This window comes from Pseudomonas sp. NPDC087598 (assembly GCF_044743525.1).
Taxonomy (GTDB): domain Bacteria; phylum Pseudomonadota; class Gammaproteobacteria; order Pseudomonadales; family Pseudomonadaceae; genus Aquipseudomonas.
Map to the genome: position 1 here is coordinate 1 of NZ_JBIUWQ010000058.1, position 21945 is coordinate 21945.

At 54.4% G+C, this 21945-nt stretch carries 22 protein-coding genes and 1 pseudogene; 14 read left to right on the forward strand and 9 right to left on the reverse strand.

The genetic code is table 11. The features are described from left to right. Positions 1-54 precede the first annotated feature (54 nt). Positions 55-453: pseudogene (locus tag ACIOWE_RS24370) on the forward strand (ribonucleotide-diphosphate reductase subunit beta); the annotation flags it as partial. Positions 454-1452: 999 nt separating this feature from the next. Next, entirely contained in the window at positions 1453-2679 is a 1227-nt protein-coding gene (locus ACIOWE_RS24375; RefSeq protein WP_401396772.1) for a hypothetical protein, read from the forward strand. On the opposite strand, the gene ACIOWE_RS24380 is transcribed toward ACIOWE_RS24375, so the two are convergent. Continuing rightward, complete coding sequence (locus ACIOWE_RS24380) at positions 2676-3512, reverse strand: hypothetical protein (RefSeq protein WP_401396775.1); 837 nt, start codon at positions 3510-3512, stop codon at positions 2676-2678. The two genes, ACIOWE_RS24375 and ACIOWE_RS24380, sit on opposite strands and share 4 nt — an antisense overlap. Then, positions 3509-4756 carry a type II toxin-antitoxin system RelB/DinJ family antitoxin gene (locus tag ACIOWE_RS24385; RefSeq protein ID WP_401396778.1) on the reverse strand — a complete coding sequence of 416 codons (1248 nt, stop codon included), beginning with the start codon at positions 4754-4756 and terminating at the stop codon, positions 3509-3511. The genes ACIOWE_RS24380 and ACIOWE_RS24385 overlap by 4 nt, the downstream gene beginning before the upstream one ends. Before the next feature lie 1207 nt (positions 4757-5963). Between ACIOWE_RS24385 and ACIOWE_RS24390 the strand changes: the two genes are divergently transcribed. From ACIOWE_RS24390 to ACIOWE_RS24410, 5 genes are all read left to right on the forward strand, one after another. Continuing rightward, positions 5964-6158, forward strand: a complete 195-nt coding sequence (locus tag ACIOWE_RS24390) for a hypothetical protein (protein WP_401396781.1) — start codon at positions 5964-5966, stop codon at positions 6156-6158. Positions 6159-6746: 588 nt separating this feature from the next. Continuing rightward, the gene (locus ACIOWE_RS24395; RefSeq protein WP_401396784.1) at positions 6747-7280 is read left to right on the forward strand and encodes a Bro-N domain-containing protein; all 534 of its coding nucleotides are present in this window, start codon (positions 6747-6749) and stop codon (positions 7278-7280) included. Positions 7281-7399: 119 nt separating this feature from the next. Further along, positions 7400-8107 (forward strand): HNH endonuclease, encoded by a 708-nt coding sequence (locus tag ACIOWE_RS24400; protein ID WP_401396787.1) that lies wholly within the window; start codon positions 7400-7402, stop codon positions 8105-8107. Between the two features lie 136 nt (positions 8108-8243). Further along, the gene (locus ACIOWE_RS24405; RefSeq protein ID WP_401396790.1) at positions 8244-8576 is read left to right on the forward strand and encodes a hypothetical protein; all 333 of its coding nucleotides are present in this window, start codon (positions 8244-8246) and stop codon (positions 8574-8576) included. A 57-nt stretch (positions 8577-8633) separates the two neighbouring features. Continuing rightward, complete coding sequence (locus ACIOWE_RS24410) at positions 8634-9620, forward strand: hypothetical protein (protein WP_401396792.1); 987 nt, start codon at positions 8634-8636, stop codon at positions 9618-9620. 3 nt (positions 9621-9623) lie between these two features. Here the strand turns inward: ACIOWE_RS24410 and ACIOWE_RS24415 are convergent, their stop codons facing one another. The 5 genes from ACIOWE_RS24415 to ACIOWE_RS24435 form a co-directional block, all read right to left on the reverse strand. Continuing rightward, entirely contained in the window at positions 9624-10820 is a 1197-nt protein-coding gene (locus tag ACIOWE_RS24415; RefSeq protein ID WP_401396795.1) for a hypothetical protein, read from the reverse strand. 349 nt (positions 10821-11169) lie between these two features. Next, complete coding sequence (locus ACIOWE_RS24420) at positions 11170-12066, reverse strand: hypothetical protein (protein ID WP_401396798.1); 897 nt, start codon at positions 12064-12066, stop codon at positions 11170-11172. 110 nt (positions 12067-12176) lie between these two features. After that, entirely contained in the window at positions 12177-12851 is a 675-nt protein-coding gene (locus ACIOWE_RS24425; protein WP_401396800.1) for a DUF6933 domain-containing protein, read from the reverse strand. 32 nt (positions 12852-12883) lie between these two features. After that, positions 12884-13246: a hypothetical protein gene (locus ACIOWE_RS24430; protein WP_401396883.1), complete on the reverse strand. Its 363-nt coding sequence runs from the start codon at positions 13244-13246 to the stop codon at positions 12884-12886. Positions 13247-13321: 75 nt separating this feature from the next. Next, positions 13322-14134 (reverse strand): sulfite exporter TauE/SafE family protein, encoded by an 813-nt coding sequence (locus ACIOWE_RS24435; protein WP_401396803.1) that lies wholly within the window; start codon positions 14132-14134, stop codon positions 13322-13324. Between the two features lie 112 nt (positions 14135-14246). On the opposite strand from ACIOWE_RS24435, the gene ACIOWE_RS24440 reads away from it, so the two are divergent. From ACIOWE_RS24440 to ACIOWE_RS24450, 3 genes are all read left to right on the forward strand, one after another. Further along, positions 14247-15014, forward strand: coding sequence for an AraC family transcriptional regulator (locus tag ACIOWE_RS24440; RefSeq protein ID WP_401396806.1), 768 nt, complete (start codon positions 14247-14249; stop codon positions 15012-15014). A 93-nt stretch (positions 15015-15107) separates the two neighbouring features. Then, positions 15108-15425 (forward strand): XRE family transcriptional regulator, encoded by a 318-nt coding sequence (locus tag ACIOWE_RS24445; RefSeq protein WP_401396809.1) that lies wholly within the window; start codon positions 15108-15110, stop codon positions 15423-15425. 9 nt (positions 15426-15434) lie between these two features. Beyond that, a complete protein-coding gene (locus ACIOWE_RS24450; protein WP_401396812.1) occupies positions 15435-15704 on the forward strand; it encodes an XRE family transcriptional regulator in 270 nt (89 codons plus the stop codon). Between the two features lie 21 nt (positions 15705-15725). On the opposite strand, the gene ACIOWE_RS24455 is transcribed toward ACIOWE_RS24450, so the two are convergent. After that, complete coding sequence (locus ACIOWE_RS24455) at positions 15726-16781, reverse strand: MBL fold metallo-hydrolase (RefSeq protein WP_401396815.1); 1056 nt, start codon at positions 16779-16781, stop codon at positions 15726-15728. A gap of 216 nt (positions 16782-16997) precedes the next feature. Between ACIOWE_RS24455 and ACIOWE_RS24460 the strand changes: the two genes are divergently transcribed. The 4 genes from ACIOWE_RS24460 (at position 16998) to ACIOWE_RS24475 (ending at position 21020) form a co-directional block, all read left to right on the forward strand. Continuing rightward, the gene (locus ACIOWE_RS24460; RefSeq protein ID WP_401396818.1) at positions 16998-17606 is read left to right on the forward strand and encodes a TetR/AcrR family transcriptional regulator; all 609 of its coding nucleotides are present in this window, start codon (positions 16998-17000) and stop codon (positions 17604-17606) included. A 156-nt stretch (positions 17607-17762) separates the two neighbouring features. Beyond that, positions 17763-18839, forward strand: a complete 1077-nt coding sequence (locus ACIOWE_RS24465) for a diguanylate cyclase (RefSeq protein WP_401396821.1) — start codon at positions 17763-17765, stop codon at positions 18837-18839. A 187-nt stretch (positions 18840-19026) separates the two neighbouring features. After that, a complete protein-coding gene (locus ACIOWE_RS24470) occupies positions 19027-20346 on the forward strand; it encodes a methyl-accepting chemotaxis protein (protein WP_401396824.1) in 1320 nt (439 codons plus the stop codon). A 140-nt stretch (positions 20347-20486) separates the two neighbouring features. Then, complete coding sequence (locus ACIOWE_RS24475) at positions 20487-21020, forward strand: DUF1003 domain-containing protein (RefSeq protein WP_201237135.1); 534 nt, start codon at positions 20487-20489, stop codon at positions 21018-21020. Here ACIOWE_RS24475 and ACIOWE_RS24480 read toward each other — a convergent pair whose 3' ends face one another. Continuing rightward, on the reverse strand, positions 21021-21935 hold the full coding sequence (locus tag ACIOWE_RS24480; protein WP_401396827.1) for a LysR family transcriptional regulator: 915 nt from the start codon (positions 21933-21935) through the stop codon (positions 21021-21023). Between the last annotated feature and the right edge of the window lie 10 nt (positions 21936-21945).

A 21945-nucleotide genomic window follows, 5' to 3' on the forward strand; every position in this document is an offset into this window, starting at 1 on the left:
AAAGAAAACACAAAAAACATCTCCATGAGACACAGCAAAAAAAACAACGGCTAATCCGAGCAGTTCCAGTACATCCTGCGCGACGAATCCATGCACCTGAACTTCGGCATCGACGTGATCAACCAGATCAAAATCGAAAACCCACACCTGTGGGATGCCGAAATGAAGGAAGAAGCGACCCAGATGATTCTGCAGGGTACGCAGCTGGAGATCGAATACGCGCGTGACACCATGCCTCGCGGGGTGTTGGGTATGAACGCGGCGATGATGGAGGACTACCTGAAGTTCATCGCTAACCGTCGTTTGTCGCAGATTGGTTTGAAAGAGGAATATCCAGGGACGACTAACCCGTTCCCTTGGATGAGCGAGATTATGGACTTGAAGAAAGAGAAGAATTTCTTTGAGACTCGGGTTATTGAGTATCAGACTGGTGGGGCTCTTAGCTGGGACTGATCGTTTAGTTCGCTCAAAACCACTAAAAACCGAACCCTTTTTCGCTAAACGTGAACCGGGCGCACCAAAAAGGGCTGCTAATCGCAGCCCTTTTTCGTTGCAAAACCAACGACATTATTGAGCAGCCTGCCAGCCAAACAGAAACACCAAAATCCTCCGGTAAAATGTCGTGGAGTCGCATCAAAACCTGTACACGCCTTATCAAAAATGAAACGGTTATTGCGAAAAGGTTTGTCGACTGGCGGCCCTTTTTTGCCCATGATGGGAAAGAAAGCGTTCGCGCGGTCCGTTTTGGAAGTCTGCGCCTTGCCTGAGCGACTCAGCGAGATCTTCCCGTGTATTTATCGAACAGAACGGAGCCCGAGCAAATTTCGAGCCTGCCGCGAGTGGTGTCGATGAGCACGTTAAGTTTCGCATGTGGGCGAGTTACTGTCGCTTTCTAGGGAGAACCCGAGTCTTGATGTCGGGGTTTCCTTTTTGGCGTAGCCCTATGCAAAGCAATACACATCACGCTCTGAAGCCCAAAACTGGTTTTTTGCGGGCGAGGTGATGGAATACCGTTGCGGCTTCATCGACAAAAACCGCATCCCTGTATGGTCGCTTACGCGGGCAAAATTATGTCCTCGTGCCAAAGTTAATGGCCAATCGCTCTACTAAAAAACCGGTTGGCCACAAGGTCTTCCGGCGTTTGTTCATTACTTATGGATGCATTCTTCGGACTCGCGTGGCGGTGACATGCACAATCGAGCCCACTTTTCTTGATAAGCCCTGCCCTACGGAATCGTCGATGGCTGTGCGTCGTGCTTTCTACTGACCACCATTCTCTACGTACCAAGCGTGTGCTGGGCATCTTCCTCTGGCAAATTCCCTGGAAGCGGGCTGACATCGAAGTGTACGTGGCTCGGCAGGTTTGCGGATGGCGTTTGAATTTCGTATATTGATGTCCATAAGCCAGCTTTCGAGTCTTGCCCTCATCGAATATAAGCACAGGATGACTTAATGGAGCTGATGAACCAGCCTTTTACCGGACAGCTCGGAGATCGTCTGATCGAGTCACTTAACTCTCCGGATTTTGATATTCTGAACATCGTAGTCGCTTTCGCAAAGAATAGCGGCGTCCTCAGAATCAAGGATGCACTCGAAAAGTTCAGAGAACGAGGTGGAAAAGTAAATGCCTACGTAGGTGTCGATCTTGGTGGGACATCGTACGAAGCTCTTGCTGCTTTGCTCCTTCATACAGACTCTTTGAATGTTGTGCACTCTGAAAAAGCCCAGACATTCCACGCCAAAATCTACCAGTTTTTAGGGAAGGATAAGGGGTTGATGGTCGTTGGATCACACAATCTTACGGGTGGAGGCTTGTGGACTAACTTTGAAAGCTCAGTAATCATCAAGGTAGATAGTTCGAGTGTCGAGGAGATGCGAATACTAAGGGGGATTGACGATTACATTGGGAAGCTGACGTCACTCAAAGACTCATTGATGTCGATAAGCGCACAAGACGACATAGATAAGCTTCTTGAGAATGGCTATGTATTTAAAGAGGTCGCCGAGCAAGTGCGTCTCGCTAAAGCCGCTAGACAGCAAGGAACTGGGAAACGTTTATTCGGTTATGGTGTTACAGCAAAACTGCCACCCGTCTTCATGCCGAAGAAAAAGAAAACGGCGGCGGTTTCGGTAACACCAGTTAGCACAGTCGTTTTTACCCAAAACAAGGGGTGGCAGACTATTTGGTTTGAAACCAAGAAGTTGACCGGCGGCTCACGAAACATCCTTGATCTGTCAATGAAGTCACTAATTGAGCGCGGGAACCCTATAGGCACCCCCTTTGACCTTAACGAACCAGGCTTTATGCGCGGCGGGGTCGGTTTTTTTGGTCTAGATCCTATAGATACTGGCAAGACCAAAAATATCATTCTCAACTTCGAAGGGGTTGACTATCCGGGCAACACAATACTTTATCCAGCTGGAGGAAAAGCTAACGGTACCTGGCGACTACAGATTAAGGGAGTTAGCTCTTCTGGAGTGAAGATCACTGACGCTTTCAGAGCCAAAGGTGAGGAGTACTACTTGGTCGAGAAGGTAATCACCTTCAACAAGATTGAAGATGATTACTACTCCATATCTGTATCCCCAGAATCTGAGCTTGATGACTTCGAGGAAGCTTCACGTATTTTGGCTCGAAACGGGTCTGGAAGGAATTCTAAGAGGCTTGGACTGATTTAGAAGCAACTTAGCCATTCTTGGTGTTTACCTTTCCTATTCCCGCTAATGCCACCCTTCGCCCCTCCGAATGTGAGCATTAAAGCGTTATCGCCCAGCGGGGCCCCTTCGGAAACGAACAACGGAACCTGATTTACCTCACGGAAGCGGTTTATGAACGATTTAATATCAAAGCCGAATGCATAACCCGTCGTGCTTTGATATGGCGGGTCTACATACACGACTGCATTGTTGGGTAAGGGGTTGCTAAGGAGCCCCATGATATCCATGTTGAGACAGGTCACTCCTTTCATTCCTCCCACGAGTGCATCGACTCGGCGACGTAGCTCGGTCGGGGATGGTTGCATCGGATTCGCAGGGCTGCGACGTATGCTAGTTGCGGTTGGCTGCCAGTAATCTCGGAAGCAGGCATTCGCCCAGCGATCTCCGTTGCGCCAAATTTGCTTGCCGCCAAAGGAGCAAGCCTGAAGCAGAGGATAAAGTTCTGCCTCACGGTTTCCCACGGGGATCGCAGACAACGCCAACATGTGTGCCTTAATATCGTGTTTATCACTCGGTAATTCGGACAACAACTGATCAAAAGCGTCCATATTGAACGTACCGGTGCCAATGGCGGACCAAAAGGAACCCCAAGAGCTGAGGTCTAGCATCCAAATGCGTGATGGATCGACACCTCTATTTACCAGTTCGATGGACACTGCCGCAGATCCGCAGCACAGGTCATAGAATCGCGAATTCGGTCCAGGTGCAGCCTCGAGAAGAAGGTCGACAATCTGGGCCGCTACGCGCTGCTTGCCGCCCTGATATGCACAGGGTACGCGCATCCGGTGAATCATAAAGATTTCCTGCGAATCAGGATGCGTACGTAAACGCGCCGCCCGTTTATGATGCCTACACCTCCCCTATCCTCAGAGTGCGGGCGGTACCCTACCTCAGCAAGGGTCTTGGATGACACGTTGCTGCGTGCGTTGCCGTTGGCAAGCATCACAATCTCGAATTGATCCGGACTGTATTTGTCGAGAAACGTGATCGGAACACCCATGAACCCGTCGTAGTCGATAGGAATATTTTGGGTGCGTCCAACATCGATAGCATCGTAGTTTTCGTAACGAGGGTATTCTTCCGGACTGTATCTGCGGGACAATGCTATGGGCTCGTGGCGCCTGCTATTATCCAAGTTTGTGAACCAGCGCACACCCTTAACTCGGATAAAACGTCGTCCTTTATCGTCTATACCGCAACCGGCGGCGTTTAGCGGGTAGCTGTCGGGGACATAAAACTTACGATCGCCTGAGCGGATAGATTCCCCGTACCAAACTTTATTATCGCGGAAGAGCGGGAAGACTTCCTTGTATGTTGTTGCGTTCATGTTGCCAAGAATAATAAAATCTTTTTTGTGAAGTTCAAGGAGGCTAAGGTACTCACGAAATAGGCTGAAAGGTGGGTTGGTTACCACTATGTCAGTTTCCTTAAGCAATGCTTCACATTCATCTGACCGGAAATCCCCGTCACTAGCGAGATGCACGAGAGAGTTGCAGGGCATGGCAAATAACGATTCTAAATCAAGCGAGCCGTCCGGCCTAACTAAAGTCTCGTCAGGCACTTCGTTAACTACCGCTTTGTAAGCACTTGTATTACCCTCTAGTGGATACTCCTGTCCAGCGATAGGCGATCCGGTGTAACAAGTCGATATCAGACTCGCTAGCCCGATTTTATTAAAATGCAATACAAAAAATCGGAAGAAAGCCGACTCAAAAGGGTCATCACAGTTACAAAGTATGGTCTTTCCTCTAAGTTGCTCCCGATACTTTACCATTTCCCTAGCCACATCTTCATACTGCGTATAAAACTCGTCTTTTTTTACTATGAACGCATGATTAAGTGAGGCATTTCCGGATTTCGAGGACAGTCTTGGTCGTTCGATCTTCATATCAAATGGCATGTTGCCCTCGCGAACCACCGCTTTAAGGAATGTATTAATTGCGGCGGACATACCGATGCCAATCTCGTCGAACACTTCGCTGGCGCGTTTCTTCACGTCTAGGTCGATGCGTATGGTCGTAGTGGGTTTGGTCGACATTCTTGCTCCTACTGGTGACATACAATGTAGCACACCTCATGAATGGTGGCTCCACCATTTCCTAATCCAAGTGGGAAGTGAATAGGCATACACCTGGTGGCGGATAGCCTTTATGCGGCAACCGTCCAGGCAGATCATAAGCTTTCTGCGTCAGCAGTCGTGGTGGCACATCCTTGAGATAGGCGTATGGACCAGTTCCTTCATGCGTGCCGGCTGCTTCAAGCTCCTTGCGCAAGCGACTAATTGGCAACCACAGCAGCCCTAACCGTGTATCGAAGCTCCAGCTCTAGCCGTTCGGTCCAAGTGTGACGCGCAATTCCCGCGTCGCGCCGCTTATGATCAACGTCACAAGCGTGTCCTGCTCGAGCATTTTCATGAAGGCCGCCGCCCCACTCACCCGCTCCGAGGCCAGACAAGCTAGCGGTCCGACTTGCCCTCCGCCAGTTCCTCTTCCAGTCCACAAGCGATCCAGGGCGTACCACCATTACTAGCGGGTACTGACGACAGATGGAGGTCAAATGAGGGTGCGATTGACCATAACGTCCAATTACGCGCAGCCCACACTCCGTAAAGCGCACGGCAGATAGATCACCAGCCCATCCGGCCATGTATACATATCAAGTGACACCACGGGAACCTCGCGCCAGAATGCGGCGACGACCAAAAGGGGCAATCATGAAATCCGGAGGTTAATCAGGTCTGACAGACGCTAGTAAACCCTCAAGCGCCTTACTCAAGCGTCGTGGTACTCCCTCACGCTAGGTAGAGCAGTTTTTAGCGTAAAGGCCCCTGTTCACGCTAAACACTGGTAGAGGTTATGAACCACACCGCGCTACGCGGGAGGACTCGAACCGTTGTGCGCATAACACGGTATCGGTTAAAGACAGGATGGCAAACTCTAGCGCTATGCAGCCCTTTCACATCCCAGTCATTACCGAGCCTGACTGAACCGAGCAAGCAATCCGTTTCGATCTAGTTGCTGTCGACAGGGATGTTGGTTGATGCTTCCGTGTACGCTGGATCGCTGCTGCGGCGTGAGTCGAGTGAAGCCGTCCCCGTCGAATTAGCTCTGCGTAACCCTGTAATTTTTGCGTAAACCCCTGAGGTTTACGCAAAACAACAGGGTTACGCAGACTCTGTCGATGCCGTCACGCGCAGTTGGTTGGCTGATTCGGCATCCATCGATTTTGAGCCTGAGGACATACCGATGAATACGCTTGTACTTCGTCGCTTCAAAGGTGCACTGACACTTACCTTGCCAAATGAATTTGTTGCGCAGAATCGCCTGACAGTGGGCTCGGTCGTGGAGTGTTCAATGGTCGATCCGGACATTCTGATCGTGAGGCCGGTTCGCAACAAGCTGACTCTGGAACAGCTGCTCGCTGGCACCCCAGAGGACTGACGGGTGAAGGGGTGGGAATCGCTGGGCTGACGGCAAGCGTTAGCGCACGGCTCCTTTGCAGAGCATCCCCAAGACGTCGCGAAGACATTCAACTCGGTTCATGCCTGCCTGGGCAGTACGGGAAGCACAATGAACGGTCGCCACGCATTGAAAACGTGGAGTCGATCACCAGAAGGGCAAATGGGATATTGAACCGCGCTGCGCATAATCGGATATTTGTTAAACCACGCGACGGCAGCCACCGACGATCAGGGTTCTCGCCACCATTTGTCGATTGCCACTTCAGTCAAAAAAGCTAAAACCCTTGACCTGACCAGTGGTTTTTTATGGTCGATAGGTAAGCCTTTTTTCGCCCACATCACAGCGCCCAATCTCCTACAGCACTTACAGCCTCTTCACATTGAAGCCTGCCACGAGCACTACTAAGCTCTATCGCAGGTGCCTAAGAAACGCCCAACGTAGAAAGCTTGGTCAGTGACACAGACGCGTAATTCGTCGGTGACAACAGATCTGCTCGTTGGGATTTCTTAAGTCCGCTCTACGTTGGGGTCAGGCCCTCCCAAAGTCTAAAACGTAGAGGTCATAAATATGTCTGATCCATGCTCGGTAACAGTCTTCTCTCGCCACAATCTTTCTCTGCATGCCCTTCTATTAGAGAACCAGCCTTGGTTCTCCGCCCGCGATGTCGGCCGCTTGATGGGTTTTCATCTGAATGATCGGGTGGTCAACAAACTGGATAGCGATCAGCGCCGCGTCGTGTGGATTGAGTATTTTCGAGAACCGGAACAGCATCTGATGCTCAGTGAATCTGGGGTGTATGCGCTGTTGGTCTATCACTACGTTCCGGGTAACCGGTTGTTGCGTGAGTGGCTGACCAACGAGGTCGTGCCAACCTTGCGCGATGCTGCGGATTCAGGAGATTCGAATCGGCCAATGTTGAGCTTGTTGGATTGGCCGGAGATGTCTTTGAGTTTGCTGCATTGGCAAGATGAGGGATGGATTCGGCTTCGGGATATGCCTTACCTGTTGAACGATCAAAATCCACGACGAGCATCTCTAGAGAAACCCTGGTGGCGAAGGGTTACGCAGGTGTTTCAGTTCTCTAAGCACTCAATGGGCTAGGGATGGATTCGTGGGATCGCGCAGGATTCGTCGTTTTTTTCTGTAGGATTTTTCGTAGACAGATGTGATGGCCACTCAGTATCGTCCGAGGATTTTCAACCCTCGGCGACTGTATGGTTATGGAAAAAAGTAACAGCGACTGGAGTGACGTAGAGATTCAGGCGGCGGTCGATGCCTATCTCCGGATGTGGTCGTGTGAACAGAAAGAACAGGCATACAACAAGGCCCACGAGAACCGCGTACTTCGCGAGGGCGTACTGGCTGACCGAACCAAGAGCTCTATCGAATTTCGGATGCAGAACATTTCTTCAGTCATGGTCGAGTTGGGCCGTGAACCTATCAAGGGTTACAAACCTGCCAAGAATGTCGGCGCTAATGTTGCGCGTAGCATTCGTACAGCGCTCGATGCTTCCGGTGTTGTTACTCCTGAGGACTTTGATCCCACAGCGGATGAAGAAAAGCTCGAACAACGGGCGGTCAAATTTGAGCGGCAACCGTTCCTATACATACCAAAAGGAATAAAAAATCCTGTTTGGACCGAATCCACCAGAAGGGTTTACTTTCGCGATCCTGAATTGAGGGGCTGGGTTCGTCAGCAAGCCAATGGGAAGTGCGAAGGCTGTGGCAAAGCAGCGCCATTTAAGAAGGATGGGGAACCATTTCTGGAAGTGCATCACGTTAAGCATATGTCGCAAGAAGGATCAGACCAGCCTTCGAATGTCGTGGCGCTTTGTCCCAACTGTCACCAGCGTTGCCACCATTCGGATGACAGAGAGGATTTCACTACTTGGCTTTATGACAACGTTGGAAGACTAGAAAAGGAATAATTGCGGCGTACCTCGTTAACCGTATTTGCTGGTTTTGGGGCAACTTCGCAGCCCAGCGGGAGCAAGCTCCCTCGCCACAATTTTGTGTGCTGCTGAACAATGCTTACCGTGACCGAGAGCACTCTCGAACACACACATGGACGAACATCACATGCCGCCAGCCAACTCAATCAAAGCAAGTCCATCGCGACTTTTAGTCGCCTCATTCCTCATCGTTTTTTTTGGCTTGCTCATGATGGCCCTGCGCATCATTCAAAAGAACGAAATCATGGCAGTTGGAGCAGTCTGGGTCGCAAATGCACTAACCATGGTGCTGCATGCTATTTACTGGAAGCGCTATGGCCTTTCCGTTGGCTTTAAAATCGCAGTTGTTATCCAAATCGTCATTACCATCCTGCCCTTCCTGTTTGGCAATCTCGGTTTTATTGCTGTTATGTTGATGCTGGGTGGCGAGATCCATTACTGGTAACCCGCGCCACCTCCCGCTATTAATACCCCTCCCCCACTCAAGGATCCGAGCCCCACCATGAAATTCGATCTCGCCTACTGCCTCAGCCTCGACGACAAGTTGTCGATCTATGATGTTCGCGATCTCAATTTCGATGAGACGGTGGCGTTTGACTCGGCGAAGGAACACTTCCAATGCTCCAACGATGCCTGTCGTTCAGCGTTCGAGGCGTCCAACGAGTTGGGTACGTTCAACGCCAAGAACGTGAATTACGTGCGCACGCCGCACTTTAAGAATCTGCCCACTACGCAGCATGTGGCGGGTTGTCCGTATGTGAGTTTGAAGGCGTCGGCGTCTGGTGTTGAAACGGCGGATGGCGAGGTTGATGACGGGAAAGAGGAGCACTTCCCATCGGAGTTGTTGCTCACCCGGCGTGAGTATGTGCGCAAGCCTGTCGCGCCAGCGGGGGCGGCGGATGTGTTGCGCGATGATCCGGTGCGGGTGGCGGCGGACGGTGGCAAAGAGTCGGCGAGTCGTGAGTCGGCGCCGGACAAGACCAGTGTGTTTGCGCATCCGGTGGAGTGTTTTGTTTCGAACTTCGCGGACAAGGAGTTGCTCAAGCGGATGCCGTTGAAGGTCGGCGAGCATTCGGCGCCGTACAGTTCGTTCTTCAAGAAGATCGAGTATCTGACGGACAACAAGGGGCTGATTTACTGGGGGCGGATCAAGAAGATCGAGGACTTCCACAGCGCCAGTTTTCGTATCGATTTCGAGGACAAGGTCTGGTTCAAGAAGCCCGAGGACAGTAAGAAGAAGCCGTATCCGGTCAGCGTTTATCTGAACAAGAAGCTGATCGACAACTACCGCAAGCGCAAGGCGTTTCTGGAAGAGATCAAGCACGCGGTGGATAGCGACAAGGCATTGTTCTGTTTCTTCTATGGGGTGACGCCGGAGTTGAAGCAGGTGCCGGGCAAGAAGAACCCCGAAAAGCCTTTCGAGGTCTTCAATGCCGATATCGAGAACCTGGATCACTTCATTATTCGTGAAGCGCCGGGTCTGGAGTGACGGTTAGCCCTGGGGCAGTTGCAGTTTGACGGCGCCGGGGTATTGTTTGATCAGCGAGTACGGCAGGATCGACCAGTCAGGTGAATCGCAGGCTCGCTCTACGCGGGCGAAATATGCGCCCAAGTACAAACCTTTTTCTGTGAAGTGCCAGTTGGAATAGCTCCAGTTGTCTTCATTGGTGAAGTCGCAACTGTCTTCATCTCCCTCCGCCGGTTTCTTCATTTCATCCGGGTACAGCGCGGTGAGTTGTTTGATCAGCCACGGCATAAATACTTCACGTTGGTACTTGGAGCGTGCTGCATCTTCGGCCTCGGTCAACGGCTGGTCACCGCCTCTGTAACGATCGGCGTGAAGTATTGGCTGCCCCTCGCCTACCCAGAGCACGTCTTCGAGCGACAACGGGTGGCCGGTTTTCACATCGATGTTCAGCGGTGAATCACCGAAGTCCGGGTGTGCGCCGCCGCAGTCGTAGCTGGTGGAAATGTTCAGGCTGATGACACTGGGCGAGATAAACGTCGGGGTGACGTCCTGAAGGAATTCGGCATAACCGCGACCGCGCAACTGGCAACCGTAGTAACTGATGGCCTCGTCCCACAAGCGCCCGAGCAATTGCTGGTTAACCCGTTGCAGATCTTCTTTTGGCAACCCGGACTCGATGCTGAACATGGTCATCTTGGTGTCAGGCTCTTCCCACCATTGCAGGGTGTAGCCCATGAAGTCCTGCTTTTTACCGGTTTTGAGTTTCAGGCCCTGAAGCCGCAGATATTCGTAAGGCTCGGTCTTGGGCAACTTGGCGATGTAAGGCAGTGCATTCGCCGGCACTTCGGGAAGTGGCGTATCGGTGACCAGTACGGGCAGCTTTTTTCCTTTCGGATTTTGCCATTCACCCTTCCAGCCGCCATCTATCTGTTGCAGTTTCAGCGTCGGTAACGGTTTGCCCGGTTCCATACGATCGCTGCCCTCTGTGAGCAGCAAGACGTCATTTTTATAGGTGCCGTTAAGCTCTAGATCGCGGTGAAATTTCTCGTAGAAGTAGCGACCGGTAACTTGCTCCGGGTCGCTGGTATCGACTTCGAAGACGATCGGCATTTTGCCCAGCGTGCCGGTGAATACCATGCGGTTGTCTTCGGCGTGCGCGGTGGACAGCATTGAGAACAGCACAGCAGCGCATGGAGCCAGGCGCATCAGTCCCTTGAGCATTGATCGATCCTTGAAAGAGGCGGAGGCGGCGCCAGGGTTTGAACGCCGGGGCAAATTATGGCTGGGATAGACTCAGGAATCGAGGTTCTGTTTAAACATCGATTCAGGGCAATTGCAGTGCGACGCCGCCGGGGTGATGTTTGACTAGATCATAAGGCAGAAGACCCCATTCGACGTCTCCGCAAACTGCTGAGACATGCGGGTAGGACGGTGTAAACGTGATGCCTTTTTCCGAGAAGTACCACGAAGGAAATTGCCAGGGTTCTGGCTCGTTGTACCCGCAGTCGTTTTCACCTTCAGCCGTCACCGTCATTTCTTTGGGATAGCGTTTTAATAACTGCGTGACGAGCTAAGGAGCGAATTCTTTGGAGCGATAATTGTAATAGTCCTCAGAGGAAGCCCCTACAAATCCTTCGTAAGACTCGTAATGCAATGGCTTGCCCTGGCCCACCCAAAAAACGTCCTCAAGGGTCAGTAATTTCCCTGTTTTGATATCAAGGTTGAGCGATTCATTGTTCTGATTCGGGTACGCGCCGCCGCAATAATATTCAGTCGAAATGCGCACACTCATCACAGCGGGCGCAATCCACAGCGGCTGACTGGATTGTGAGTAGCTCCCCGAGCAACTGAAATACGCTACGACTTCGCCCCATAAACGCCCCATCAACTGTTGATTGATGCGCTGACGCTCTTCAGGGGAGTAGCCCGAGACCACTTCAAACAGCGATGTCTCCGACGTCGGCTCGCTCCACCATTGCAGCGTGTACCCCATGAAGGTTTGGGTGCTGCCCTTTTTAAGTTGAAGACCTTGCAGGCGCAGGTATTCGTACGGGAAGTTGTCATGCAGTTCGGCGAAGTATGGCAATGCACCTTCGGGGACGTCGGGGATCGTGGCGGGTTGCAATTCGACCTTGAGGGATTTGCCGCTCGGGCTATTCCATTCACCGGTCCAGCCATTGAGCCTGGGCTGCAAACGCAGGGTCGGGCGCGAATCGCTGTCCATTGGAGAGCCTTCAACCATCTCCAGTACGTCGCCCTCTCGGCTACCGTCGAGCGCAAGGTCTCTGCGGTACTTTTTGTAGAAGTAACGACCCTCTCCATTGCGCGTGTCCAGTTCCAGGACAATCGCTGCTTTACCCAATGTGCCGGTGTAAACCTGCTTGCTGTTGTCAGCCCATATCCGGGTTGAGAGCAATAAACCGGCGAGCACACAAACGCCGGAAAAACGTAACAATCCGCGATGCATCAATTCATCCTTGAGTGAGCGAGCAGGCGCCCGAAAGAAACGCCGCGGATTATGGCGAGGCTATATCAGAGAATCGAGTGCAACCGCACATTTCGGCTGCACCCTGGCGCTTAATGAAAAGCTTCGATCTCTCTCCACGCCGCCAGACGCCGCTCCAAGGCACTTTCGATACCCGCCTCGTCAACAGCGCAATATTCCCGTAACCAATGAGCGACCATTTCAACATTCGGCCAGTAGGTATCTTTCTGACCTTTGCTACTTCTGGGCGTGTCATTCATCGCGGCATCGAAACCAATGGCTGCACGTTCACCCTGTGGTAAACAGCCCCACTCAGCTGCACTGCCCTGGAAATACCAAGCGATTTCATCAATGTGTTTTTGTGCGCTGCGATGGCTGCGCCGATAAAAGCTGTACTCGCGACAACCTTGGTCCATACGCCCCGGCATGATGCCGGCATCGACCCAATCCATAAGGCCGTGATTTATCGCATCGCGGATCAACCCTTCACGCCAACGATCAGCAAACCAGGCAACAAAACCTTCTGCGTCAGCCTTTTTCGCATCGGCGAAGACCATGCAGTAACGGGTTTTCACATGGATAACAAACAAAACGTGCTTACGTTGCACAGTGATCGCATGGACTAGCCACTGTTCTACGGAACGGCTGGCCTCGTCATCTTCGATAGCTCGCGACGGCGGTTTGTCGTCCACCGGCGTAATCTTTTTGCCTTTATGGATGCGGCTGAAAAACTTGCTGGCAGCTTCGGTGCAATTGAAGATCAACATCCCGGTTCTCTAGTAAGTATGGGGCGCATCAATCAGTCGTGATGAGCAGTTTCTTCAACCCAGTCGATTTCGTAGGGTCGGCGCTCAATATCGGAAAACGCCCTGCGGGCGTCATCGCTCAATATCGATAACTCCGCGTCAGTCAGCAGGTCATGCGAGACCATCAAGGTCAATTTCCATGACGCGGAGGATCGAGCGAGACCATCGAACATTCGAGCCATATCGCGATTCCGATCATTGATCAGTCCGTAAATCATGCCGTAGCGGGAATGCGCCGAAAGAGCACCGTGCTGAGTAATGGTTTTGGTGTCGGCGAGAACGCCTTGGCAAAATCGGTCAAGTGCAATCTTGCGCAGCTCCTTGAACTTCTTCCAGTCACTTTCAATCATCGAAATGGTTCCCCTCTGCACTTTTTCTTGAAACGTTCGAATGTGTCGTCTGATGCCTCAACGATACAAAGCATCAACTCATTACGTCCACATACTTAGCATCACCACAACCAGCAACCCAATATAGATCCAGGCATGCACCCGATCCGGTATCCGCCCGATCCACGGCGTGGCCAGTCGAATCCCCAGCAACGATCCGAGCGTCAGCACCGCAAACGCCAGCAGATCCACATACCCGACAAACCATGGCCCCAAGTCTGTCTCGCTGAAACCGGCCAGCGCCATGTAAGTCAGGGTGCCCGCCAGTGCCACTGGCACGCTCAGCGGATTGGCCATGGAAGTTGCCTGGGACATGCTCAGCCCGCAACGACGCAACAGCGGCACGGTCATGACGCTTCCTCCTACACCGAGAAAGGTAGCGATGGCGCCGATTCCTACGCCGCCGGCGGACGTTTCTGTATTGCCGAGTCGACGTGGGATGACGCCTTCCGTGTGTGTGAGGAATCCGCGCCTGATCAAGCAATCGACGATGGTCACGCCGAGGTAGGCGATGAAGGCATAGCGAATGACTTCACCGCTGACCCACACCGCCGCGATCGCGCCGATAACCGCGCCTAGCCCGATGAACCCGCCCAACGGCCACAGGTAATGACGAATCAGGTTGCCGGCGCGGCGGTGTTTGTCGGTGGCGATCAGGGCGTTGACGATCATTACGCAGGTCGAGGTGGCGACGGCGATGTGCATGGCCGATTGGCCGATGGGGTCGTCGGCGACGTGGCTGGCGGTGAGCATGCGATAAAGCAGCGGCACGACGACGAAGCCGCCGCCGAAGCCAAAGAGTACGGCGGTGATGCCGGTCAGGCAGCCAAAGAGTGTCAGTAGAAGGTAGAACATGGCGCGTCGTCCGTGGGGTGGGAGTGGTCGACGATAGAGCGCCAGCGCTTGGCCTGCTTCAGCAAGTCAGCCAATAATGTTTGCGTTTACGCCAACTGCTGAGTGCCACTCGATGCGCAATGTTTCGATCAATCTGCTGGATGACACGCCGCGCGCGGTGGTGGCGATCGGTACGGATTATTCCCACGGTCACTTGCTGCCCTTTCATACGCATCGGCGGGCGCAATTGCTGTACGGCGCAACCGGGGTGATGCAGGTCAGCACCCACGACGGCAACTGGGTTGTGCCGCCGCAGCGGGCTGTGTGGATTCCGCCGGGGGTGGCGCATGAAGTGTTGATGCTGGGGGTCAGCACTCGCAGTGTGTATATCGAGCCGGGTGCGGTGGACTTGGGGGAGCGCTGCCAGGTGATCAGCATCTCGCCGTTGATGCGCCACTTGCTGATGGAGGCTGTGGAGGTGCCGCTGGTGTATGACGCTCACGGTCGAGACGGTGTGTTGATCGACTTGTTGTTGCATGAGCTGGAACGCAGCGCTCCGCTACCGCTGCATATTCCGTTGCCGACTGACGGAAAACTCCTCGAGTTGTGTCAGACATTTCTGCATCAACCCAACGCCCATCAGTCGCCACAACACTGGGCCGACCAGTTACACATAAGCTTGCGTACGTTTAACAGATTGTTTCGTCAGCAGACCGGGTTGAGCTTCAGTCAATGGCGGCAACAGGCCTGTGTGGTACTGGCGCTGGCGCGTCTGGCCGCGGGTGAGGCGGTGACGCGTATTGCTCTGGACTTCGGTTATGAAAGCCCCGCGGCGTTCTCGACGATGTTCCGGCGCATTCTCGGTCAGCCACCGTCCGTCTGGTTGGAGGCGGCAAATTAGCGCAAATCAAAAAATGCGTTTGATCCGGGCCGAAAACAACTGTACAAAAACACAGTACATTTTCAATCAGCACTCTTGAGCCCGGAGCACACCATGGCCTCTCTTGCGATGAATCACATCCTCGAACGCATTGCCCTTTTCCAGTTCACCCCGACTCACTGCGTCCAGGCCCGAGCGATGTTGGGCTGGAGCGTGGATCAGCTGTCGCGGGAGGCCGAGGTTTCGGCGGAAGACATTCAGCGCTTTGAAGCGCAGCAAGAGGTGGCGGACGCGGCGCGTCTGGCATTGGCGTATCGGTTTGAATCGCAGGGGTTGGTGTTCTTTCCCGGGTTTGCGCCGGGGCGAAGTGCGAGTCTGAACGCAATGACTGCGGAAACGGCGGGGCGTGGGGATTATGCGATGGCGGAGTAAGGACAGGACATGAATGAAATCGAAGAAAGCGTCGGCAACGTCTACCAAGATCTGGGTCTTGAGAATGCTGACGACATGCTGACCAAATCCAGCTACGTAGCAAAAATGGTTTCGCTGATCGAGACCACTGATATCAGTGAATCTGAGGTAGCAAAAAAAATTGGGTTACCGCTGGAAAAGTTTCAGGAAATTCTTCGTGGGCACTTCCGGGATGAACCGGTTCATGCAATGGCTGATTACCTGGTGAATATCTCCGAGATAACCGGTTCGCCCGTTTAGGAGCGAACCGGCTGCAACACATCAGGCGTTCTGCACCACCGCCCCACTCTCCCCTTCAACCGCCAGCCACCAGGCATCCCCGCGTTGTGGTTGAGCGATGTTGAATGCTTCACCCATTTGCGGTGTGGTGATCGAAACACTGCGCTCCCAGGCCAGTGACAGTATCCGGTCAAACGGTTCGTGCCAGGCGTGCATTGCCAGATCGAACGTGCCGTTGTGGATTGGAAACAGCCAGCGGCCCTTGAGGTCGATGTGGGCTTGCAGGGTTTGTTCGGGTTGCATGTGCACGTGCGGCCACTCGACGTTGTAGGCGCCGGTTTCCATCAGGGTCAGGTCGAAGGGGCCGTACTGTTCGCCGATGCGTTTGAAGCCGTCGAAGTAGCCGCTGTCGCCGCTGAAGAAGATTCGTGTGTCGCCGTCGATCATCACCCAGGAGGCCCACAGGGTGCTGTTGCTGTCGAACAGGCCACGGCCGGAAAAGTGTTGTGATGGTGTGGCGATGAAGCGGATGCCGGCGACTTCGGTGCCTTGCCACCAGTCGAACTGGCGGACCTTGTTGGCGTCGATGCCCCATTTGATCAGGGTGTCGCCAACGCCCAGCGGCGTGAGGAACAGATTGGTCTTGACCGCCAATCTGAGCACGGCCTCGTAATCGAGGTGATCGTAGTGGTTGTGGGACAGGATCACCGCTTCGATCGGCGGCAACTGGTCGAGGCTGATCGGCGGCTGGTGAAAGCGTTTCGGGCCGGCCCATTGCACAGGCGAGGCACGCTCGGCAAAGACCGGGTCGGTGATCCAGAACTTGTCCTGCATCTTCAGCAGCAGGGTCGAGTGACCGAGGCGATAGACGCTGTGGTTCGGCGCCGCGAGCAGATCTTCGCGGGTCAGCGTTTGCACCGGAATCGGCGCGGCAGGCCGGGTGTTGCGCGGTTTGTGGAAAATCATGTTCCACATGATCCGCAGCATCTTGCGCAAGCCTTCGCGTTGCACTGGGGCATGGTTGCGGAACAGCCCCTGATCCTGTCGAGAGGCTTCAGGCGTGGAAATTTTATCCGGGAGCGAAACTGGATTGGCCATGACTGAAAGACTCCAGAAAAACCGCGCAATTCACGGTTTTTCACGGTGGGACGATAAATGGCCAAGGCACGCACGCATCAGCCGAACTTTCTGTTTTTTAGGTTGCGAGGATTAACGCAACATTACACTGGTCGGTGTAGTTTCTAGGTTGCAGCAAAGCTGCTGACAAGTAAACTGCCAAGTGTAATTCCAATATTTACCTGCCGAAGCGTACTTATGACAGCTCCAAAGAGACTCACCGACCGTAAACGCGAAGCGATCATTCAGGCGGCGATTGCCGAATTCCGCGACAACGGATTCGAAATCACCAGCATGGACAAGATTGCCGCCACCGCCGGTGTATCGAAGCGCACGGTGTACAACCACTTTCCCAGCAAGGAGGAGTTGTTCGCCGAAATTCTCAACCAGTTATGGACGCGGATCAGCGCCGAGCAGTCGGTCACTTATCGCCCTGATCAGCCGTTGCGCGATCAGTTACGGCAGATGCTGCAAGCCAAGGTGCAGATGATGGCGGACGAAAACTTCCTGACGCTGGCACGGGTGGCGATTGCCGCAGCGATTCACTCGCCGGAGCGCGCGCAAAACATGGTCGAGCGCATGGGCGAACGTGAGGAAGCGTTGACCGTGTGGATTCGCGCCGCGCAGGCCGATGGCCGACTGAAGCCAGTCGATCCGGAGTTTGCTGCGCACCAGGTGCAGGGGCTGCTCAAGACCTTCGGCTTCTGGCCGCAGATGTCGCTGGGTCAGCCTCCACTGGATGCCGACATGCAGAACACCGTGGCCGAATCGGCGCTGGAGATGTTTCTGGCGCACTATCAGCTCTAAAACAGCCTTGTCCTGCGCGCACCAGCGATTAAATGGCTCGGAAGGACACTGATTATTCCCGTTGGAATAAATGACAATGTCGCCAATTGACCGACGGACGGTCGACCTGAAAAAGATACTGCAAAGTATTTCAGAATGAATTGCGCGCAGGACATCATGGAAAACCAACGCGGCAAAGGCTTGTCATTCGCCAGACGCATCTACCTGCCCCGGGCCATCGGCTTGGGTGTTGGTTTTTTCAGCGTCGGCGCGGCGCTGTATCCGCTGAACATGCCGACCTGGCTCTGGGTGCTGTTGCTGTTCAACGGGTTTGTCTGGCCGCATCTGGCCTTTCAAGTATCGACCCGCTCGGCTTTCCCCTATCAGGCCGAACGCCGCAACCTGTTGTATGACTCGCTGTGCGGCGGTTTCTGGGCCGCGTGTTGTCAGTTCAATCCACTGACCACCGTAACCATTCTGTCGATGATGACCATGAACAACGTCGCCGCCGGCGGTCGACGCCTGTTTGTCCTGGGTGCCATCGCTCAAGTCGCGGGCATGTTGCTCGGTGGATTGATCTTCGGCTTCAAGTTCAACCCGATGATGACGCAGACCCAGGTCTGGGCCTGCTTGCCGATGCTCACCCTGTATCCGCTGGCATTGGGCATGGTCTGTTACCAATTGGCGATCAAACTGGCGCAGCACAAACGCACGTTAAGCGCCCTGAGTCGCACCGACAGTCTGACCGGATTACTCAATCACGGCGCCTGGAAAGACCTGCTGCACCTGAAGTTTCAGCAATGCCGTCAGCACAAAACGCAGGCCGTGCTGGCGCTGATCGATATCGACCACTTCAAGCTGATCAATGACAGCTACGGCCATATCGTCGGCGATGCGGTGCTGCAGCAATTGAGCCGCGAATTGAAACGCCTGCTCGATGCCGGTGAACTGGCCGGGCGCTACGGCGGTGATGAGTTCTGCGTGATTCTGCCGGATCTGCCTTTGAACAAGGCCGAAGTATTGATGGAGCAATTGCGCCAGGCGCTGGATCAATACCGTCATCCGGATGTGCCAGAAATGCGCGTCAGCCTGAGTATCGGTCTGGCTCGGTTCCAACCTGATTACAGCGATGCGATTGCCTGGCTGGAAGATGCCGACAAGGCGCTGTACACCGCCAAACATACCGGCCGCAACACCATCAGCGTGGCGTTGAGTCATTCATCTGCGAATGACACCAGCCAGTTCAGCCACTGAATACTTTTAAAACATTTGAAGAGCGCCATTTCTTGTACAAGATCACAAAGCTTGTATAAGATTGGGCCGTCAGTCGGGATGCTGGCATTTTGCAGTCGTTGCCGAATGTTTTTTCACCCATTTGGCCTGACCACGCGGGAACAGGGACATAAATCCAGCCTTTCCCTACTTCCAGAGTACTGCGCCCATGTTTTTCAATCGCCACAAAACCGCCCTCAACGACCTTCAAGAAACCCTCACCCAACAGAACGGCCTTCTGGAAGCGATCAATCGCTCCATGGCGGTAATCGAGTTCGACCTCAACGGCGTGGTAACGAGCGCCAACGACAACTTCCTCAAGACCATGGGTTACAGCGCCGAACAGGCGATCGGCCAAGCGCATCGCGTGTTTTGCACCCCCGAGTTTGGCCGAAGTGCGCAGTACAGCGAATTATGGTCACGCCTGAAAAACGGTCAGTTCCAGTCCGGAACGTTTGAGCGTGTCGACAGCAAGGGACAACCGGTCTGGCTCGAGGCGAGTTACAACCCGATCAAGGATGCGTCGGGGCGAGTGGTGAAAGTGGTCAAATACGCCATGAACGTCACAGCCAAAATGCAGCAGGAGAGTGAAGCCAACGCCAAGTTACAAGCGATCGACCGGGCGATGGCGGTTATCGAGTTCAACCTCGACGGCAGTGTTCTCACGGCAAACCAGAATTTTCTGACGCGGATGGGTTACACGCTCGCCGAGCTTAAAGGTAAACATCACCGTTTATTCTGTACCTCGGAACTGGTCAACAGCAGCGCTTATCAGGACTTCTGGCGACGGCTGAATCAGGGCGAACTCTTCCACGGCCAGTTCGAACGTGTTGATAAATACGGCCGAACCGTATGGCTGGAAGCCAATTACAACCCGGTCTACGACGCCTCCGGCCGTTTGTGCAAAGTGGTGAAGTTCGCCTCGGACGTCACCGCGCGGGTTGAGCAGCATGAACAGGATGCACAAAGCGCCAGCGCGGCTTATCACATTTCGGTCGAGACCCGAAAAGTCGCTGAACAAGGCACGCAGGTGATTCAACAAGCAGCCAGCGAGATGCGTGAAATTGCTCAGGACATTGCCCAATCTTCAACGTTGATCGCGCAACTGGGCGAGCGCTCCGAGCAGATCACTGCCATCGTCAACACCATCCGGGCGATTGCCGATCAGACCAATTTGCTCGCGCTGAACGCGGCCATCGAAGCGGCACGGGCCGGCGAACAGGGTCGTGGATTTGCGGTGGTGGCCGATGAAGTGCGGCAGCTGGCGGCACGCACCAGTGGCTCGACAGCGGAAATTTCCAACATGATCGGTTTGATCCAGACGGAAACCCGCCAGGCGATCAAGAGCATGGAAGGCACCCGTGGTCGCGCGGCTCAAGGGGTCGAGTTGGCGGATCAGGCAGGGACGGTGATTCTGCAGATTCGCGACGGCGCCAGTGAAGCGGTGGATGCCGTGAGCATGTTTGCCAATGAGCGGGCGCCGGGGTAATCGATTCAGGGTCAGTAGACCGAGACTCGCTCCCACTGGGAAATACCATCCTGTGTGGGAGCGAGCCTGCTCGCGAAAGGGTCAGGCGCCACAATGCAGGGCTATAGTGAGCTTCAGTCCCAAGCCCTGCCGAGTGCACCATGACCACTGAAAAAACCGCAACACCGGAATCAGCCCCCGTCGATCACTTGCGTTTTCACCGCCCCCACGCTCATCTGGCGACAACCTTCGGCAATGACACATTCGCATTGCGCGCCGAGGCGTTCGCACGGTTCTTCGGCACACCGACGTTTCTCGGTGCGCAAACGCTGATCGTCTTGTTGTGGGTCAGCCTCAACGTGTTTGGCGTGACCACGTTCGACGTTTACCCGTTCATTCTTCTAAACCTCGCGTTCAGCCTGCAATCGGCCTACGCCGCGCCGCTGATCCTGCTCGCGCAAACCCGGCAGGCTGCGCGTGACAAGGCGCAAGCGGACGCCGACGCGCTGCACCGCGAAGCCCTGGCGCAAGCCAACACCGAACGCCAGGCTCAGGCGGCGCATAACACCGCGCAGTTACTTGAACTGCTGGAGCAGAACACCCGCCTTACCGAAATGACCAAGAGCCTGACCGAACGCATCGAAGGCCTGACGCGCGAACTACACGCACATGTGTGTCAGAACCCGCAACGTTGATCACGGCAGACGCAACGCCCGTCCGAGTTCATCAAACAGCGTGACCACCGAACGCAATGCCCGGCAATCCGGGCGGGTCAGCAGCCACAGCGCGGTGTCGTAGCCGTGCAACGGTTCGCTCAAGGCCTGCAAACCGTCGGTAATCAGAAAATCCGGTAACGCCGCAACCCCGAGACCGGCGCGCACCAACTCGGTGACTGAAAGCATGCTGTTGCAGCGATAACCCGGGATCACACCGGGCAACTGCTGGCGACGCCAGGCGATGGTCGGGTGATCAGGCAGAAAGTCGTCCGGAGCGATCCAGGTCAGCGCGGCCAGATCTGACGTATCAACCTGCTGTAAATAGCGCTCGCTGGAGCAGACCCTGTAGGAAATCTTCGCCAATTGCCGTCCGACCAGATGCTCCGGCGGTGTGCGTGTCAGGCGCAGGGCGATGTCGGCGTCACGGCGGCTGAGGTTGGCGAAATCGTTGGAGGTGCTCAACTCGATGGTCAGCGCCGGGTAGTTGGGCATGAACTGCGCCAGCGCGGGCAACAGCAAGCCTTGCAACACCGAGTCGGTGCAGGTCAGGCGCACCGTGCCGCTGACCACTTCACCGCCCTGCTCGACACCGATACGCGCAGCTTCGAGTGCTTGTTCGGCACGTTCTGCCTGCTCGGCGAGCGTTTGTGCCAGCGTCGTCGGCAAGTAACCGGCACGGCTTTTTTCGAACAGTTGCTGACCGAGGGCGGCTTCGAGACGGCGTACGGCGCGGAACACGGTCGACACGTCTACTTTTAAAAGCTGCGAAGCGCGGGCCAGAGAGCCGCCGCGCACCAGGGCGAGGATCAGCGCCAGATCCGGGTAGTCGAGCCGATAGTGCGTTGCTGCATTGATCACTTGGGGAAACGCCAATATTGAGTGCGTGAACGCCAATCTATAGTGA

Excerpts from the sequence above, each read along its gene's own strand:
- ACIOWE_RS24425 (WP_401396800.1), bottom strand. The coding sequence starts at position 12,851 with ATGTTGATCTTCAATTGCACCGAAGCTGCCAGCAAGTTTTTCAGCCGC.
- ACIOWE_RS24390 (WP_401396781.1), top strand. The coding sequence starts at position 5,964 with ATGAATACGCTTGTACTTCGTCGCTTCAAAGGTGCACTGACACTTACC.
- ACIOWE_RS24455 (WP_401396815.1), bottom strand. The coding sequence starts at position 16,781 with ATGGCCAATCCAGTTTCGCTCCCGGATAAAATTTCCACGCCTGAAGCC.
- ACIOWE_RS24470 (WP_401396824.1), top strand. The coding sequence starts at position 19,027 with ATGTTTTTCAATCGCCACAAAACCGCCCTCAACGACCTTCAAGAAACC.
- ACIOWE_RS24380 (WP_401396775.1), bottom strand. The coding sequence starts at position 3,512 with ATGATTCACCGGATGCGCGTACCCTGTGCATATCAGGGCGGCAAGCAG.
- ACIOWE_RS24435 (WP_401396803.1), bottom strand. The coding sequence starts at position 14,134 with ATGTTCTACCTTCTACTGACACTCTTTGGCTGCCTGACCGGCATCACC.
- ACIOWE_RS24450 (WP_401396812.1), top strand. The coding sequence starts at position 15,435 with ATGAATGAAATCGAAGAAAGCGTCGGCAACGTCTACCAAGATCTGGGT.
- ACIOWE_RS24375 (WP_401396772.1), top strand. The coding sequence starts at position 1,453 with ATGGAGCTGATGAACCAGCCTTTTACCGGACAGCTCGGAGATCGTCTG.
- ACIOWE_RS24460 (WP_401396818.1), top strand. The coding sequence starts at position 16,998 with ATGACAGCTCCAAAGAGACTCACCGACCGTAAACGCGAAGCGATCATT.
- ACIOWE_RS24475 (WP_201237135.1), top strand. The coding sequence starts at position 20,487 with ATGACCACTGAAAAAACCGCAACACCGGAATCAGCCCCCGTCGATCAC.
- ACIOWE_RS24420 (WP_401396798.1), bottom strand. The coding sequence starts at position 12,066 with ATGCATCGCGGATTGTTACGTTTTTCCGGCGTTTGTGTGCTCGCCGGT.
- ACIOWE_RS24415 (WP_401396795.1), bottom strand. The coding sequence starts at position 10,820 with ATGCTCAAGGGACTGATGCGCCTGGCTCCATGCGCTGCTGTGCTGTTC.
- ACIOWE_RS24395 (WP_401396784.1), top strand. The coding sequence starts at position 6,747 with ATGTCTGATCCATGCTCGGTAACAGTCTTCTCTCGCCACAATCTTTCT.
- ACIOWE_RS24465 (WP_401396821.1), top strand. The coding sequence starts at position 17,763 with ATGGAAAACCAACGCGGCAAAGGCTTGTCATTCGCCAGACGCATCTAC.
- ACIOWE_RS24405 (WP_401396790.1), top strand. The coding sequence starts at position 8,244 with ATGGACGAACATCACATGCCGCCAGCCAACTCAATCAAAGCAAGTCCA.
- ACIOWE_RS24440 (WP_401396806.1), top strand. The coding sequence starts at position 14,247 with ATGCGCAATGTTTCGATCAATCTGCTGGATGACACGCCGCGCGCGGTG.
- ACIOWE_RS24385 (WP_401396778.1), bottom strand. The coding sequence starts at position 4,756 with ATGTCGACCAAACCCACTACGACCATACGCATCGACCTAGACGTGAAG.
- ACIOWE_RS24410 (WP_401396792.1), top strand. The coding sequence starts at position 8,634 with ATGAAATTCGATCTCGCCTACTGCCTCAGCCTCGACGACAAGTTGTCG.
- ACIOWE_RS24445 (WP_401396809.1), top strand. The coding sequence starts at position 15,108 with ATGGCCTCTCTTGCGATGAATCACATCCTCGAACGCATTGCCCTTTTC.
- ACIOWE_RS24400 (WP_401396787.1), top strand. The coding sequence starts at position 7,400 with ATGGAAAAAAGTAACAGCGACTGGAGTGACGTAGAGATTCAGGCGGCG.